11 protein-coding genes are annotated in these 17,075 nt (G+C 66.2%); 5 read left to right on the top strand and 6 right to left on the bottom strand.

Annotation, left to right across the window (positions count from 1 at the left end; all coding sequences use genetic code 11):
- Window positions 1-24 precede the first annotated feature (24 nt).
- Both clpB and CR919_RS16285 read right to left on the bottom strand, forming a co-directional pair.
- Complete coding sequence (gene clpB, locus CR919_RS16290; RefSeq protein ID WP_099820888.1) at window positions 25-2,610, bottom strand: ATP-dependent chaperone ClpB; 2,586 nt, start codon at window positions 2,608-2,610, stop codon at window positions 25-27.
- A 180-nt stretch (window positions 2,611-2,790) separates the two neighbouring features.
- Window positions 2,791-3,606: a DUF3014 domain-containing protein gene (locus tag CR919_RS16285; protein ID WP_099820887.1), complete on the bottom strand. Its 816-nt coding sequence runs from the start codon at window positions 3,604-3,606 to the stop codon at window positions 2,791-2,793.
- 148 nt (window positions 3,607-3,754) lie between these two features.
- Between CR919_RS16285 and CR919_RS16280 the strand changes: the two genes are divergently transcribed.
- On the top strand, window positions 3,755-4,465 hold the full coding sequence (locus tag CR919_RS16280; protein WP_099820886.1) for a glutathione S-transferase: 711 nt from the start codon (window positions 3,755-3,757) through the stop codon (window positions 4,463-4,465).
- A 131-nt stretch (window positions 4,466-4,596) separates the two neighbouring features.
- On the opposite strand, the gene CR919_RS16275 is transcribed toward CR919_RS16280, so the two are convergent.
- The 4 genes from CR919_RS16275 to CR919_RS16260 form a co-directional block, all read right to left on the bottom strand.
- Entirely contained in the window at window positions 4,597-6,207 is a 1,611-nt protein-coding gene (locus CR919_RS16275; RefSeq protein WP_099820885.1) for a hypothetical protein, read from the bottom strand.
- 758 nt (window positions 6,208-6,965) lie between these two features.
- Window positions 6,966-8,684: a thiamine pyrophosphate-dependent enzyme gene (locus CR919_RS16270; RefSeq protein WP_099820884.1), complete on the bottom strand. Its 1,719-nt coding sequence runs from the start codon at window positions 8,682-8,684 to the stop codon at window positions 6,966-6,968.
- Between the two features lie 109 nt (window positions 8,685-8,793).
- A complete protein-coding gene (locus CR919_RS16265) occupies window positions 8,794-9,654 on the bottom strand; it encodes an SH3 domain-containing protein (RefSeq protein ID WP_099820883.1) in 861 nt (286 codons plus the stop codon).
- Window positions 9,655-9,690: 36 nt separating this feature from the next.
- On the bottom strand, window positions 9,691-10,167 hold the full coding sequence (locus tag CR919_RS16260; protein ID WP_165787280.1) for a DUF3574 domain-containing protein: 477 nt from the start codon (window positions 10,165-10,167) through the stop codon (window positions 9,691-9,693).
- 241 nt (window positions 10,168-10,408) lie between these two features.
- Between CR919_RS16260 and CR919_RS16255 the strand changes: the two genes are divergently transcribed.
- The 4 genes from CR919_RS16255 to otsA all read left to right on the top strand — a co-directional run bounded on the left by CR919_RS16255 (window position 10,409) and on the right by otsA (window position 16,977).
- Entirely contained in the window at window positions 10,409-12,841 is a 2,433-nt protein-coding gene (locus tag CR919_RS16255; protein ID WP_099820882.1) for a TonB-dependent receptor, read from the top strand.
- Window positions 12,842-13,037: 196 nt separating this feature from the next.
- Window positions 13,038-13,796 (top strand): trehalose-phosphatase, encoded by a 759-nt coding sequence (otsB, locus tag CR919_RS16250; protein WP_099820904.1) that lies wholly within the window; start codon window positions 13,038-13,040, stop codon window positions 13,794-13,796.
- 38 nt (window positions 13,797-13,834) lie between these two features.
- On the top strand, window positions 13,835-15,616 hold the full coding sequence (locus CR919_RS16245) for a glycoside hydrolase family 15 protein (protein WP_099820903.1): 1,782 nt from the start codon (window positions 13,835-13,837) through the stop codon (window positions 15,614-15,616).
- The gene (gene otsA, locus CR919_RS16240; RefSeq protein ID WP_099820881.1) at window positions 15,613-16,977 is read left to right on the top strand and encodes an alpha,alpha-trehalose-phosphate synthase (UDP-forming); all 1,365 of its coding nucleotides are present in this window, start codon (window positions 15,613-15,615) and stop codon (window positions 16,975-16,977) included. The genes CR919_RS16245 and otsA overlap by 4 nt, the downstream gene beginning before the upstream one ends.
- The last annotated feature ends 98 nt before the right edge of the window (window positions 16,978-17,075 follow it).

Genomic DNA, 17,075 nt, shown 5'->3' with positions numbered 1-17,075 from the left:
TGCAGCGCCCCGTTCGGCTCAGGCTCAGGCCTTGGCGAACACCAGATGGCCGCCGTCGTTGCCCACTTCGATGGTATCGCCGTTGACGAACGCACCGGACAGGATCTTCTGCGCCAGCGGGTTTTCCAGCTGTGCCTGGATCGCACGCTTCAACGGACGCGCACCGTACACCGGATCGAAGCCGACGTTGCCGAGCAGATCGAACGCTGCATCGGACACCACCAGCTTCAGGCCACGCTCGGCCAAGCGCTTTTCCAGGCCACGCATCTGGATACGTGCGATCTGCTTGATCTGCTGCTTGTCCAGCGGATGGAACACCACGATGTCATCCAGGCGGTTGATGAACTCCGGACGGAAGTGCGCCTGCACCACGCCCATCACCGCCGCCTTCATCTGCGTGTAGGCCTCCGGCGTGTCATCGCCACTCATGTCCTGGATCTGGTGCGAGCCCAGGTTCGAAGTCATCACGATGACGGTGTTGCGGAAGTCCACCGTGCGACCCTGGCCGTCGGTAAGGCGACCGTCGTCCAGCACCTGCAGCAGGATGTTGAACACATCCGGATGCGCCTTCTCCACCTCATCCAGCAGGATCAGCGAATACGGGCGACGGCGCACGGCCTCGGTAAGGTAACCACCTTCCTCGTAGCCCACGTAGCCCGGGGGCGCACCGATCAGTCGGGCAACGCTGTGCTTCTCCATGAACTCGCTCATGTCGATGCGAATCATCGCGTCGGCGCTGTCGAACAGGAACTCGGCCAGCGACTTGCACAGTTCGGTCTTGCCCACGCCGGTCGGGCCCAGGAACAGGAACGAGCCCCCGGGTCGATTCGGATCGGACAAGCCAGCGCGCGAACGACGCACCGCGTCGGACACCACCTTGATCGCCTCTTCCTGGCCGACCACGCGGTTGTGCAGCACCTCTTCCATGCGCAGCAGCTTGTCACGCTCGCCTTCGAGCATCTTGTTGACCGGAATGCCGGTCCAACGCGAGACGACCTCGGCGATCTCCTCGTCGGTCACGCGGTCCTGCACCAGCTTGAAGTCGTGGTTCTCCACTTCCTGGGCGGCCGCCAACTGCTTTTCCAGCTGCGGCAGCACGCCATACTGGATCTCGCTCATGCGCGCGAAATCCTGCCGGCGCTGCGCAGACTCCAGTTCGACCTTGGCCTGCTCGATCTGTTCCTTGATCTTGGTCGTGCCCTGCAGCGCGGCCTTCTCCGATTTCCAGACCTCGTTGAGATCGGAGAACTCGCGCTCCAGCGCATCGATATCGTTTTCCAGGTCGGCCAGGCGCTGCCGCGAAGCGTCGTCCTTTTCCTTCTTCAGCATCTCGCGCTGGATCTTCAGCTGGATCAGGCGACGCTCCAGCCGATCCAGTTCCTCCGGCTTGGAGTCGATCTCCATGCGCAGGCGCGAAGCGGCTTCGTCCATCAGGTCGATGGCCTTGTCCGGCAGCTGGCGGTCGGTGATGTAGCGGTTGGACAGGGTGGCCGCGGCGACGATGGCCGGGTCGGTGATCTCCACCCCGTGGTGCACCGCGTACTTTTCCTTCAGGCCACGCAGGATCGCGATGGTGTCCTCCACCGTCGGCTCGCCCACGAATACCTTCTGGAAGCGGCGCTCCAGCGCGGCATCCTTCTCGATGTACTTGCGGTATTCGTCCAGCGTGGTCGCACCGACGCAGTGCAGTTCACCGCGTGCGAGTGCCGGCTTGAGCATGTTGCCGGCATCCATCGCGCCATCGGCCTTGCCCGCACCAACCATGGTGTGCAGCTCATCGATGAACAGGATGATCTGCCCTTCGCTCTTGGCCAGGTCGTTGAGCACGCCCTTCAGGCGCTCCTCGAATTCGCCGCGGAACTTCGCACCGGCGATCAGCGCGCCCATGTCCAGCGACAGCACGCGCTTGCCACGCAGGCCCTCGGGCACTTCGTCGTTGATGATGCGCTGGGCCAGGCCTTCGACGATCGCGGTCTTGCCCACGCCGGGTTCGCCGATCAGCACCGGGTTGTTCTTGGTACGGCGCTGCAGCACCTGGATGGTGCGGCGGATCTCCTCGTCACGGCCGATCACCGGATCGAGCTTGCCGCTCTCGGCACGCGCGGTCAGGTCGATGGTGTACTTCTCCAGCGCCTGCCGCTGTTCTTCGGCGTTCTCCGACTGCACGTTCTCGCCGCCACGCAGCTTGTCGATGGCGGTCTGCAGGCGCGCCTTGTCGGCACCGGCAGCGCGCAGCGCCATGCCCAGCGTGCCGCCGTCTTCCAGCGCGGCCAGCACGAACCACTCGCTGGCGATGAAGGCATCGCCCTGCTGCTGTGCCAGCTTGTCGGTGTGGTTGAGCAGGCGGTTGAGATCGTTGCCGATCGACAGGTTGCCGGCCTGGCCGGACACCTTCGGCAGCGCTTCAAGCGCCTCGTCCAGGCGCTCGCGCAGCACCGGCACGTTGACGCCGGCCTGCGCCAGCAATGGCCGCGTGCTGCCGCCCTGCTGGTCCAGCAGGGCGCTGAAGACATGTACCGGTTCAATGATGCTGTTGTCGCGGCCTACCGCCAGCGACTGCGCGTCTGCCAGCGCCTGCTGGAAACGCGAGGTGAGCTTGTCCATGCGCATTGTGAAACCTCATCGGTCATCTTGGCCGGCCGCGCCGGCGATGCTGGAAAGATGCGGTTGCCCCACCCGGTTTCAAGGGTGGCTGCGACTGCATTCGAAGGCCAGTCAGCCTGCGGCCAGCATGCCGGACGGGGTGTTGTCGGCGCGTTGATCCGGATCACATCCGCACCACGGGGGCTCTCAACGGGTGATCGCGGCCCGGATCGCCCGCAGCTGCTGCTTGACCGCCCGCGCCTGCGCCGCGTCCATGCGCAGCAAGGCCTTCTGGCCGATCGAGCGCGATTGCAGGGTGGCATCGACGAAGCGGTAACGTCCGCGCTCATCGCGCTCAACCAATGGCGCTTGAGCCAGCTCAGGGGTGTCCAGCAGATGATCGATGACTGACACCAGGCGGTCATTGAAGTAGCCGTCGGGCCGGCCAAGATCGACGTAGGCCTGCTGGATCAGCGGATAGAAGCGCTTGTAGGCAACGGCCGCGGCCGCTGGATCAATCGCAGTGAAGGCCTGCACATAGGGCGCATAGCGCGCCGCATTGGCCGCAGCGATGCGTTCGCCGCCCTCGCCCTGCTCCACCTGCAGGCTGCCCGGCAGTGGCCGTGCGGCCAGCGCGGTGGGCGGCACACTGGCCTTGTCCAGGTTGTCGACCTGGGTAACCAGTCGCTGGATCAGGTGATCGCGCAGCAGCACGGTCAACGCGCCCTCGCCCTTGAACAGCTGGTTCAATGCGCTCCAGGCAGCGGCATCGCTGTCAGCAAGCTTCGGCAGCGCCGGGTCGGCGGCAGCCTCGGCATCCAGCGGATGCCTGATCGGCGGCGGTGCGGGGTCCTGGGTAGCAGCGGGCTTCGGTGCGGCGCCTGCCGTGGTCGGCGTGGATTGCACCGGCACCGATACGCCATCTGCCAGGCCCTGCAACTGGTCGCGGAACAACCATGTGCCCGCGCCACCCACCACCACCACGCCCAGAACCCAGGGCCAGACCGCTTTTCCACTCTGCATGATGCAGTACCTCGCTTTTCACCTGCATGGACAAGGTGTGACTCCCCTCGTTCCGCTGGGTTCCCTCCCCGTTCCGCTGGCGTTGTGGTTCACGCCTGCTTTGCGCGGTACGCGCGACCCTGCTGTTCTTGTCTTGCGGAGAAGCCTCATGCAGTACGCGCTGTACTACTGGACCGGCATCCAGGGCCGTGGCGAATTCGTGCGGCTGGCGCTGGAAGATGCCGGCGCCGACTATGTCGACATGGGGCGGGTGCACGGCGACGTGGTGATGCAGCCGTTCCTCGACGGCCACAGCGAAGGTGCGCAACCTTTCGCGCCACCGTTCCTGAAGGCCGGGCGACAGGTCATCGCACAGGTCGCGGCCATTCTCGATTTCCTCGGCCCGACACTGGACCTGGTTCCGCAGGCCGCCTCACGGCGCATGCAGGCACTGCAGTGGCAGCTGACCATCGCCGATCTGGTGGCCGAGGTGCACGACACCCATCATCCGATCGCTGCGTCGAAGTACTACGAAGACCAGAAGACCGAAGCGAAGGCGCGCGCAGCAGCGATGCGCGGGGAGCGCCTGCCGAAGTTCCTCGGCTACTTCGAGCAGGTGCTGAAAGCCAATGGCGGTCGCCACCCGCTGCGCGAACACTCCTACGTGGATTTGTCACTGTTCCAGCTGCTGAGCGGGCTGGACTACATGTTTCCGCGTCGCATGCAGGCCCTCGGCCCCACCCTGCCCTTGCTGCGTGCACTGCAGGAACGGGTGGCGAAACGGCCGAACATCGCCGCCTACCTGGGCTCGGAACGGCGGCTGGCGTTCAACACGAATGGCATTTTCCGCCATTACCCGGAGCTGGATGGAGCACGGTGATACCGCCGCCTGCAGCTCCCGTTGTAGAGCCGAGCCTGCGCTCGGCTCAGAGCAGCCGAGCGCAGGCTCGGCTCTACAACACGCCCGAAGCGGAAGGAGCGGTAGCGCCGGGCCATGCCCGGCGTCCCCGGTCAATGACCGGTGCGATCACCCAGCGGCTTCACCGGCTGCTTCTGCAACGACAGCAGCCCCAGCAGCACCGCCAGTGCCACATAGGCGCCCGCGAACTGCCAGCTGATGATGCGCGCCAGGCCTTCCAGATCCCACGGCAGGTAGATGCCGCCGCGCGGATCCACCGAATGGATCAGGCCGAACAGGGTGAGCCCCGCCGCCACCAGCAGGAAGCCGCAGGCGCGGCGCAGGCGGCCATCGACCATCGCCGCGACGGTGGCAATCCACAGCATCGAGGTGATGATGAAGCCATTGCCCAGCGCGAAGATCACCGCCAGCTCCGGCAGGCCGTGGCCATCGACGTGGGTGAGCAATGCCCCCATCTGCTCGGCCGGAATCCAGCCCGGCGCCTTGATCGCCAGCAGGTAGGCCGCCGACGGCAGGAAGCCCAGCACCATTGCACCAGCATGCTGGCGCGGCGTGGCCTGGAACGCCTGGGTGGTGATGTCGATCGACACGTACACGATGATTGGCGCCAGCACCGCCAGCGGCAGCCACTGCACCAGCCCGGAGATGATGCCGAGCATGCCGCCGATGCCGACGAACAGGCCGGTCAGCAGCGTGTAACCGCTGCGCGCGCCCATGTGCTTGTAGGCCGGCTGGCCGATGTACGGCGTGGTCTGCGCAACGCCGCCGCAGACGCCAGCCACCAGCGTGGCCACCGCTTCCACCAGCAGGATGTCGCGGGTGCGGTAGTCATCGCCGGCCGCGCGCGCGCTCTCGGATACGTTGATGCCACCGACCACCATCAGCAGGCCGAACGGCAGCAGCAGCGGCAGGTAGGTCATCGCGGTCGGCAGGCCCTCGATGAAGCCCAGCGTCGGCAGCGGCAGCACCACCTGCGGCGGCACCCAGGCCGGAATCTGGAAGCCGGGTACACCCAGGCCGGCCAGGCCAAGCCCGTAATACAGGACGGTGCCGAACACGAAGGCCAGCAGCACGCCCGGGCCGCGCAGCGGCAGCTTGCCCTTGGCGATCAGCACGTACAGCAGCAGGCCCAGCGTGGTGAAGCCGACCAGCGGTGAGCGCAGGGTTTCCAGCAACGGCAGCAGGCCCATCAGCACCAGCGCGATTCCCGCGATGGAGCCCAGCAGTGCGGCACGCGGCAGCGCGCGGGTCACCGCTTCGCCGAAGAAGGACAGGATCAGCTTGAGCACGCCCATGATGACCAGCGAGGCCATGCCCAGCTGCCAGGTGGCGATGGCGGCGGCATGCGGGTCCATGCCCTGCTGCTTGAAGGCCAGGAAGGCCGGGCCCAGCACCAGCAGGGCCATGCCGATGCTGGTCGGCGCATCCAGGCCCAGCGGCATGGCGGTGACGTCGTCGCGCCCGGTACGCGCGGCCAGACGCCGTGCCATCAGGGTGTACAGCAGGTTGCCGACCAGCACGCCCAGGGCGGTGCCGGGGAACATGCGGCCGAAGACCACGTCGGCGGGGAACTGGAACATCCCGACCAGGGCCATGGCGATGAAGCCGAGGATGGAGAGATTGTCGACGACCAGGCCGAAGAAGCCGTTGAAGTCGCCAGCGACGAACCAGCGGCGCGGCGCGGTGGAAGCGGGAGCGGACATGGAAGGGGCGGTGGGGGTGGGGACCGCCGATGGTAGGCCCAGCGGGGCCGGCGCGCCAATTCCCGCGTGAAATGATGGGTTCCAGCCAACGGCGGCGCCCCTCGTGGTTGGTCGCCGAAAGCGGGTTCTGGGGCTGGGCCGGGCGGGCAGGCTGCGCAGGGGTCGCTGCAAGTCCCCCTCCGGGGCCCGGCCCAGCCGCTGGCGGCTGTGCGTTCGGGCGCTTGCGAAGCAGTGCTTCGCAAGCAAAGCGCCCTCACCCATGTAAGCTCGGTCGCCGCATCCATGCGGCTCACGCCCCTGCGCAGCCTGCCCGCCCGGCCCCTGACAGTTTCCTGCGGGCGCCAGCCACGGAAGAGAATCAAAAGAGCAAAGGCAGAAGCCGGTCGCTTCGCTCGCGAGCCGGGCATGGCCCGGCTCTACAGAGATCACATCCGTCGATATGCCCAGAAATCCATCCACGCATCGCGTGGATCGACGTGTCGACCAAGGTCGACACCCACCAAGAGCAGTCGACACCCACCAAGAGCAGGCCATGCCATCCAGACAGATTGCGGAGATCTGTCGAAGGCGGGGTGGGTCCGGTTGCGAGGGCGTGAGCGCCATGGATGGCGCGACCGAGCTTACAGGGACGTACTTGCAGCGTCCCCCGCAACCGGACCCACCCCGCCCTCCCACGGATACCCCGCTGTTGCTTTGGCTTCGGCTGTTGCTCCGGCCTCTGCGGGTGCAGGGCGCAGCCCTGCATCAAACCCAACCTCTTACTTCTTCAGGAAGTTGTCCACCAGCAGATGCTTGACGTCGTCGATGCGACCGCTCAGCACCGCCTTGGCCGCATACAGCGCCGTGCCCGCCACCTGCTTGGCCTCGATCTGCGGCGGCATCACCAGCTCCGCGCGACTGGTGTGCACGTCCAGCAGCGCCGGCCCACGCTGGGCCAGGAAATCCTGCACTGCTTCTTCCAGATCCTCGCTGCGGGTCACGGTGCGGCCGTGGAAGCCGATCACCTCGGCCAACCGGCCGAAGTCCGGATTCTTCAGGTCGGTGTAGTTGTCCAGCAGGCCCTCCACCTTCTGCTCCAGCTCGACGAAGTTCAGCGAGCCGTTGTTGAACACCACCACCTTGATCGGCAGGTTCTCCTGTACCGCGGTCAGCAGATCGCCCAGCAGCATCGCCAGCCCACCGTCGCCGGACAACGAGATCACCTGGCGGCCAGGAAACGCCTTCTGCAGACCCAGCGCCTGTGGCATCGCGTTGGCCATCGTGCCGTGCAGCAGGCTGGTCAACGTACGGCGCCTGCCGTTCACCCGGATGTGCCGCAGCACCCACACCATCGGCGAGCCACCGTCCGCGGTGAACAGTGCATCGTCGGTAGCGTATTTCGACAGCAGCGCGGTCAGGTGCTGCGGATGGATCAGTTCACCTTCACCCGGCTGCTCCTCCTGCTCGCGCTTCTTCAGCGCCTTGTCGCGATGCTCGATGCATTCGTCCAGGAAGCTGCTGTCTTCGCGAGGAGGCAGCATCGGCAGCAGCGCATCCAGCGTCGGCGCGATATCACCGACCAACCCCAGGTTCACCGGATGGCGACGACCGAGGTGGCTGCCGTCGCGGTCGACCTGGATGATCGTGGCCTTGTCCGGATAGAACTGGCCCCAGGCGAAATCCGCGCCGAGCAGCAGCAGCGTGTCGCACTCCATCAGCGTATGGAATCCGGATTCGATGCCGAAGACGCCGGTCATGCCCATGTTGTACGGGTTGTCCGGTTCGACGAAGTCCTTGGCACGCGACGTGTGCGCCACCGGTGCCTGCAGGCGCCGCGCCAGCTCCAGCAGCTGCGCATGCGCCCCCTGGCAACCGGCGCCGGCATAGATGCCGATGCGCTTGCCCTGCCCCAGCAGTTCAGCGACCTGCTGCAGCTCGCTATCGGAGGGGCGCAGCACCGGCTGGGTGTAATGCACCGAGAACGGCACATCGTGCTTCACGTCCGCTTCGCTGATGTCGGCCGGCAGGATCACCACCGCCACGCCGCGACGGCTGATCGCCGCCTGACAGGCCAGCGCCACCACGCGGCGTGCCTGCGCCGGGCTGTGCACCTGCTCGCAGAACACCGTGCAGCTGCCATACACCGCCTTGAAATCCACTTCCTGCGGGAACTCCATGCCGAGTTCGCTGGTGACCACCTGGCTGGCGATCAGCACCATCGGTGCGCGGTTGCGGTTGCTCTCGAAGATGCCGTTGATGAAATGCAGGCCACCGGGCCCGCACGAGCCTGCGCAGGCGGTCAGCTGGCCGCTGATCAATGAATCGGCACCGGCCGCGAACGCAGCGACCTCTTCATGGCGCACATGCACCCACTCGATTTCACTGCGATGCAGTGCGTCGGTGACATGGTTCAGGGTGTCGCCGACGATGCCATAACAACGGCGGACGCCCGCCTGCTGCAATGTATCGACGACGATCTCGGCAACGCGCTTGCTCATGGTGCTGCAGCCTGGTTCGGGGGAAACCAGAGGCTAGACCCGGTGAAGTGATGCTCCCGTGGGCAAGAGGCCGATCGCCTTGATGTGCAAACTCCGGGCAGCGCTGCCGTCAATCGTTGACGTTGATCCAGCCCTCGATCGCGCCCTGTTTCGGAGTGCGGTAACGCAGCTTCACCCAGCCGTCCTGCTCATCCAGCATCTCCACCTGATCGCCCTGTACCAGGTAGCGCTTGGTGCTTGATGCGCCGGGCCGGTCGAACAGGAACAGGCGCGCAGGCAGCACGGTGGCGTCCAGGCCCCGCAGCGGTGCGCCGCTGGCGGGTGCACCCAATCCGTCACCAATGGCGCTTTCCAGCACCTTGCCGGCGGGATCATAGGTGCGCCACACCGCCAGCGGGCCTTGGCTTTCGGTCTCTTCCCAGTGCAGCGCCTGGTTGAGCGTATCGCCCAACAACAGCACATTCTCACCGCGATACAGATAGAGCTGCGGGCCGCTGAAGCGATACACGTCGGTGTACCACATCGGCCCACTACGGCAGCTGGCAGTCAGCGTGCGCGCGGCTGCATCGGCGGTGAGGCCCATCAGGTCACCGCACTGATCGTGTCCATGGGTCACCGCCTTCAGCGCGCGGAATTCACCGCTGCCCACGTCGAAGCGATAGACCGCAACAGCCTCATTGACCATGCCCACCGCCGCGCGCGCGACGAGTTCAGGGTGTCCATCGAAATCGAGATCCTCTGCGCTCAGGCGGGCGTTGCCATCGGCATCGGGCGCGCCGGGCAGGTGCTGGCGCTTCCCGGCAGGCTGCAGCAGCACGGCAAGCATGCCGTCCTCCTGCACCTCTGCCGTCACCTGCACGCCCGCTGCCGGTGAAAAACGCAGCGGGCCCCGGTCCTCATCCTGCGCCTGCGCTACGGGCACCAACACGCCGGCCAGCATCACGCCCAACAGCAGATCCCTGGATTTCATCGTCATTCCCTGCAGCGCCACCGTGGCGCACCTGGGTCAGAACGATACGTCAACCGCCTGCCGCGACCACAACACCGACTGGTGCTTGGTCTGCTGCTTCCACGCCAGCCGGATCGCTTCGATGTCGGCGCGGCGCTGCGGGCTGTCCTCGTGCAGCACCACCAGCACCTTGGTGCGCAGGCGGTTCGGGGAGGCATCGCCACGGAACAGCCACTGGCCGTAGGCATCGAACACGGTCAGCCCATCCGGGAAGCGCGGGGTCACCTCCTTGTCCAGGAACGCGCGCCACTGCGCATCGCTGATGGTGTCGGCCTGCGGGCGGTCACCGGCGCCCTGCTCTTCGCCCACGCCGAAGTACAGCTCGCTGCGCACCCAACCATGGCCGCTGGACGGCCGCGCGGCGTCGCCCTGCAGCTCGGCGGTGGTGGCATAGGCGCTGGGCGCGTTGGAGGACAGGCTGGCGCAGCCACTGGTGGCCAGCAGCACGGCGAAGACAAGGCCAAGGTGTTTCATCGGGAACAGCACTCCGGGAAGGGGAAAAAGCACGACGAAGGGGCACGGAGGGTACACCTGCGCCTCGGTTGCGGCTGCAACCAATGCCCTCATGCCGGCAGGGCATGAAGTGATGCGATGGAAGAAGGGGCTTGCATCGCACCACCTCCTCACGCCAAGATAATATATCGCTTCATCCGGATGGATGTAAGTGAAACTATCTCCCCCGCCCCTTCCCCACGTCGTTGCTGCTGGAGTCCGCATGTCCCCCCGCCTGTCCGCGTCGCCGCTCGGCCTCGCCATCGCGCTCGCCCTGTCCCCCGCCCTGGCTTCGGCCCAGGACGCCGCCACCAACCTGGACACGGTGATCGTCACCGGCACCCGCGCTGCCGACCGCACTGTGCTTGAGTCCACTTCGCCGGTGGACGTGCTGACCGCCGAGGACATCCGCAAGGCCGGCGTGGTCAATGGCGAGCTCGGCAGCGCCCTGCAGGCCCTGCTGCCCTCGTTCAACTTCCCGCGCCAGTCCAACTCCGGCGGCGCCGACCACGTGCGCGCCGCGCAGCTGCGCGGGCTGTCACCGGACCAGGTGCTGGTACTGATCAACGGCAAGCGCCGCCACCACACCGCGCTGGTCAACACCGACAGCAAGATCGGCAAGGGCACCACCCCGGTCGATTTCAATTCGATCCCGGTCAGCGCCATCAAGCGCATCGAAGTGCTGCGCGATGGCGCAGGTGCGCTGTACGGCTCCGATGCGGTGGCCGGCGTGATCAACGTGATTCTCGACAACGGCGGCGACGGCGGCGAGATCGAAGCCAGCTACGGCGCCAACCACACCGATCTCAAGCCGATCGGCCGCACCCTCACCGATGGCCAGACCGGCAACCTCAGCGCCAAGGTCGGCACTTCGCTGGGCGAGGACGGCGGCTTCCTGCGCGTGGGCCTGGAATACAAAAAGCGCAACGGCACCAACCGCGCCGGTTTCGACCAGATTCCGCCGTGGGACCAGACCGAGGCCAATCTTGCCCTGCAGGGCAAGCGCAACTACGTGCTCGGTGATGGCGCCAGCAAGGACATCAACCTGTGGCTGAACACCGAGATCCCGGTCGGAAAGACCGCGACGTTCTATGCGTTCGGCACGTTCAACCAGCGTGACACCGAAGGCGCGAACTACTTCCGCTACCCCGACGGCGATGCCAACTGGAAGCAGGTCTACCCCAACGGCTACCGGCCGATCTCCGAAGGTGAGAACCGCGACGTGCAGGCGGTGGCCGGTGTGCGCGGGCAGTGGGGCGAGTGGGCTTACGACGGCAGCCTGGATTACGGCCAGAATGACTTCACCTACCGCCTGCGTGATTCGCTGAACGCCTCGCTGGGCCCGACCAGCCCGACCCGATTCAAGACCGCCGACTACGAGTACGCGCAGACCGTGGGCAACTTCGATCTGAGCCGCGTGTTCTCGCAGTCCGACAGCATCAGCCACACCCTGGGCCTGGGCGCCGAAGCCCGCCACGAGCGCTACCAGACGCGTCCAGGCGACCCGGCCAGCTACGCCGCCGGCCCGTACACCGATCGTCCGACCGGCTCGCAGGCGGGTGGCGGCCTGACCCCGCAGGACGCGGCTACCCTGTCGCGTGATGTGGCCAGCGCCTACGCCAGCCTGTCCAGCCAGTTCGGCGAAAAATTCTCCACCGACCTGGCGGCGCGCTACGAGCACAGCGATGACTTCGGCGGCGAGCTGACCGGCAAGCTCGGCCTGCGCTACGAATTCACCCCCGCATTCGCCCTGCGCGGCGCGATCTCCAACAATTTCCGCGCGCCGTCGCTGGCGCAGATCGGCTACGAATCCACCTCCACCGGTTACAACGCCGGTGGCCAGCTGGTGCAGGGCCGCCTGCTGTCGGTCAACAATCCGATCGCCCGTGGCCTCGGCGCGCAGGACCTGAAGCCGGAGAAGTCGCTGAACACTTCGCTCGGCTTCACCAGCCGCATCGGCGAGCACTTCGACCTGTCACTGGACTTCTTCCAGATCGACATCGACGACCGCATCGCGCTGTCGGAGAGCATCACCGGCGATGCGCTGACCGACTACGTGGCCGCCAACTACGGCGTAAGCGGCCTGCAGAGCGCCAGCTTCTTCGTCAACGCCGCCGACACGCGCACCCGCGGTGCCGAGCTGGTGAGCAACTGGCGGCAGTCGCTGGGCGATGGCCAGCTGCTGCTGACCGGCACCTACGCCTACACCAAGACCACGTTGAAGAACGTACTGGCCACGCCCGCGCAATTGCAGGCGCTTGACCCGGACTACGTACTGTTCGGCATCGAAGAGACCAATACACTGACCGATGCCACACCGCGTGCCCGTGGCAGTTTCGCGGCCAGCTGGAGCAACGACCGCTGGTCGCTGAGCAGCCGGGTGAACCGCTACGGCAGCGCCACCCGCGTATTCAACTTCGGCGATGGCTACATTCCGCGCCAGACCTACCAGGCCGAGTGGCAGCTGGATGCGGAAGTGGAATACCGCATCACGCCGCAGTGGAGCGTAGCCATCGGTGGGCAGAACCTGACCGACAACTACCCGGATCGTTCCAACGAGGACATCCACTACTTCGGCAACCTGCCCTACGACGTGCTGTCGCCGATCGGCAGCAACGGTGCGTACTACTACGGGCGCGTGCGTTACACGTTCTGATTGCTCTGGGTGTGATTGCCTTGGGTGGGTGCGGACCGTTGGTCCGCACAGCATGCCGACCAACGGTCGGCACCCACCGGGACGCCATTGATCGCTGCGGGAGGGTGCGGACCGTTGGTCCGCACAGCCGGCACGACCCACAGCCGTAGCCTGACCTCGACCCCACGTACACGCTGACGCTGGCATGGTGGTCGCCATGGCTGAACCGCTCCCCCTGCGTCCGCCACCTCCATTGCTGGACGACGCCTGCGCGTTGTTCCTCGATGTGGATGGCACCCTGATCGAATTCGCTGCACGCCCCGACGCCGTGCAGCTTCTCCCCGATGTGCGTGAAGCCATCGGCCGCATCAGTGATCGACTGGAAGGTGCCGTCGCACTGGTCAGTGGTCGCCCGCTTGAACAGCTGGACCAGTTGTTCGCGCCACTCAAGCTTCCCGCCGCGGGCCTGCATGGCCACGAACTGCGTGCGCAGGACGGGCATGTGATACGCGATGAGCATGGCGATGACACCGCCGACTGGCTGCATGCCCTTCATCAACAAGCCATGCGTTTCGCCCATGGCCACCCCGGCGTACTGGTCGAGAACAAAGGTGTAGGCCTGGCCCTGCACTGGCGTGGCGCACCGCATGCAGCCAACGACGTGCGTGCCTTCGCCGACCGCCACATCCGCGGCCGTGCCAGCTACCGCCTGCAGCCGGGCGACCATGTCGTTGAATTCGTTCCGGTGGCTACCAACAAGGGCCGGGCCGTACGTCGGCTGATGCAGTACCTGCCGTTCCGTGGGCGTCTGCCGGTGTTCCTCGGCGATGACCTGACCGATGAATTCGGCTTTGATGCGGCCAACGGCCTGCACGGCTGGAGCGTGTTGATCGGTGAACGTGAACCCAGCGCGGCGGTGTTCGCGCTGCCCGACATACGCAGCGTGCACGCCTGGCTGCGTGAGAATGCGTATTGACCCCGGCCCCCACGGCCGCAACCGAGATGTACCGCGTTATGACCCAACCCGATCTTGATCTGGGCGTGGTCGGCAACGGCAGCTTCGGCGCCCTGGTCGACAAACACGCCCGTGTTGTCTGGAGTTGCCTGCCGACCTTCGACGGCGACCCGACCTTCTGTGCCCTGCTCAGCCCCAACCAGCAGACCGGCGGCGACTTCGCCATCGAGCTGGAGGACTTCGCCGACAGCGAACAGGAATACCTCACCAACACCGCGATCCTGCGCACCGTGCTGCGCGATGCGCATGGCGGCGCGCTGGAAATCCTCGATTTCGCCCCGCGCTGGCGCCAGAACGATCGTTTCTACCGGCCGGTCAGCCTGATCCGCCAGGTGCGTCCGTTGTCCGGCAGCCCGCGCATCGTGATCCGTGCACGCCCGCTGGCCGACTGGGGCGCGCGCGTGCCCGAGTCCACTTGGGGCAGCAACCATGTGCGCTGGATCCTGCCCGAGCATGTGCTGCGGCTGACCACCGATGTCCCGGTGCGCTTCGTGCGTGACGGCATGCCGTTCGTGCTCAACCACCCCATCCACCTGATCCTGGGCGTGGATGAATCGCTCAACCGCTCCATCAGCGGCTACGTGCAGGAAGCCTTCCAGCGTACCCGCGACTACTGGCGCGAATGGGTGCGCTACCTGTCCATTCCGCTGGAATGGCAGGACGCGGTGATCCGCAGTGCGATCACCCTCAAGCTCTGCCAGTACGAGGACAGCGGCGCGATCATCGCGGCGATGACCACCTCGATTCCGGAGGCGCCCGGCAGCGTGCGCAACTGGGATTACCGTTACTGCTGGCTGCGCGATGCCGCCTTCGTGGTGCGCGCGTTGAACCGCCTGGGCGCCACCCGCACGATGGAGCAGTTCCTCGGCTACATCTTCAACCTCGCCACCACCGACGGCACCCTGCAGCCGCTGTACGGCATCGGCTTCGAAGCCAAGCTGGACGAGGATGAAGTACCCAGCCTGTCCGGCTACCGCGGCATGGGCCCGGTGCGGCGCGGCAACCTGGCCTGGGTGCAGCGCCAGCACGATGTCTACGGCAGCGTGGTGCTGGCCTCCACCCAGCTGTTCTTCGACCGCCGCCTGCAGGATCCCGGTGACAGCCATACCTTCGCGCGGCTGGAACCGCTGGGCGAACAGGCCTTCGCCCTGCACGACGTGCCCGACGCCGGCCTGTGGGAATTCCGCGGCCGCACCGAAGTGCATACCTACACCAGCGCGATGTGCTGGGCGGCGTGCGATCGCCTGTGCAAGATCGCCGTGCGCCTGAAGCGTGATGACCGCGCGCAGTACTGGCGCGAACGTGCCGACACCATCCACGCACGCATCATGGAAAAAGCCTGGAGCGAAGAACTCGGCCACTTCACCGACACCTTCGATGGCCACCGCCTGGATGCCTCGTTGCTGCTGCTGGCCGACATCGGCTTCATCGATGCCAACGACGCACGCTTCGTCGCCACTGTCGAGGCCATCGGCCGCGACCTCAAGCACGGCAACGCGCTGTACCGCTACATCGCACCGGATGATTTCGGCGAGCCGGAAACCAGCTTCACCATCTGCACGTTCTGGTACATCGATGCGCTCGCTGCGATCGGCCGCATGGACGAAGCGCGCGAGATGTTCGAAGCGCTGCTGCAGCAACGCAACCATCTGGGCCTGCTGTCGGAGGACCTCGCCTTCGACGGTGGTGAGGCCTGGGGCAACTTCCCGCAGACCTACTCGCATGTCGGCCTGATCACCGCGGCGATGCGCCTGTCGCGTTCCTGGCAGGAGGCCTCGTGAGCCGTCTTGTCATTGTTTCCAACCGCGTGGCCGTCCCCGGCGAGAACCGTGCCGGCGGCCTCGCCGTGGGCCTGCTGGCGGCACTGAAGGAGCGCGGTGGGCTGTGGTTCGGCTGGAGTGGCAAGAGCGTGCGCGAGGCCAGTGGCACGCTGCACGAACAGCGCGATGGTGACATCCAGTACGTCACCATGGACCTGGCCAAGCGCGATGTGGATGGCTACTACAACGGCTTCGCCAATCGCACGCTGTGGCCCCTGCTGCACTTCCGCCTGGACCTGGTCGACTACGACCGCGGCACCCGCGAGACCTATCACCGGGTCAACGCACTGTTCGCCGACAAGCTGGCGCCGCTGCTGCGCGAAGACGACATCGTCTGGATCCACGATTACCACCTGATTCCGCTCGGCGCGATGCTGCGCGAGCGCGGCATCGGCTGCCGCATCGGCTTCTTCCTGCACATCCCGATGCCCTCGGCCGACCTGCTGCAGGCCATGCCCGACCATCTGCGGCTGTTCTCGGCGCTATATGCCTACGACCTGGTCGGCTTCCAGACCCAGCGCGATGCCGATCGCTTCCAGACCTACCTGCGCCTGTTCGGCGGCGGTCGGGTGCTCGACAACGGCAACCTCGAAGCGCCCGGTGGACGCCACTTCCGTGCCGCGGCGTTCCCGATCGGCATCGACACCGAGCTGATCGCCCGCCAGGCCAGCACCGCCGCCAGCAAGGCGGCAGTGAAGAACCTGCGCAGCAGCCTGCGCGACCGCCAGCTCGCCATCGGCGTGGATCGCCTGGACTACTCCAAAGGCCTGCCCGAGCGTTTCCTCGGCTTCGAACGCTACCTGCAGCGCCATCCCGACCAGCGCGGCTCGCTCACCTACCTGCAGATCGCCCCGGTCTCGCGCGGCGATGTCACCGAGTACCGGCAACTGCGCAGCCAGCTGGAGCAGATTGCCGGCCACATCAATGGGGGCCACGCCGAACCCGACTGGACCCCGCTGCGCTACGTCAACCAGAACTTCACCCACGCCACCCTGACCGGTTTCTACCGTGCCGCCGCTGTCGGCCTGGTCACCCCGCTGCGCGATGGCATGAACCTGGTGGCCAAGGAATACGTGGCCTCGCAGGACCCGGAAGATCCGGGCGTGCTGGTGCTGTCCCTGCTGGCCGGCGCCGCCGATGAACTGAAGCAGGCGCTGCTGGTCAACCCGCATGACCTGGACGGCGTGGCCGATGCCATCGCCACCGCCGCCACGATGTCCCTGCGCAAGCGCCAGGAACGCTGGCACGCGATGATGGAACACCTGCGCACCTACGACATCAACCACTGGCGCCGCAGCTACCTCGAGGCGCTGGAAGGCTGAGGCAAGCGCTCCTGTAGAGCCGAGCCGTGCTCGGCTGGCTTTTGTAGAGTCAAGCCATGCTCGATTGCTCCGCTCGACTCTGCGCAAGAGCCAGCCGA

It is taken from the genome of Stenotrophomonas sp. LMG 10879, from assembly GCF_002750935.1.
GTDB lineage: Bacteria > Pseudomonadota > Gammaproteobacteria > Xanthomonadales > Xanthomonadaceae > Stenotrophomonas > Stenotrophomonas lactitubi_B.
This window is presented reverse-complemented; position numbering and strand designations above follow the sequence as displayed.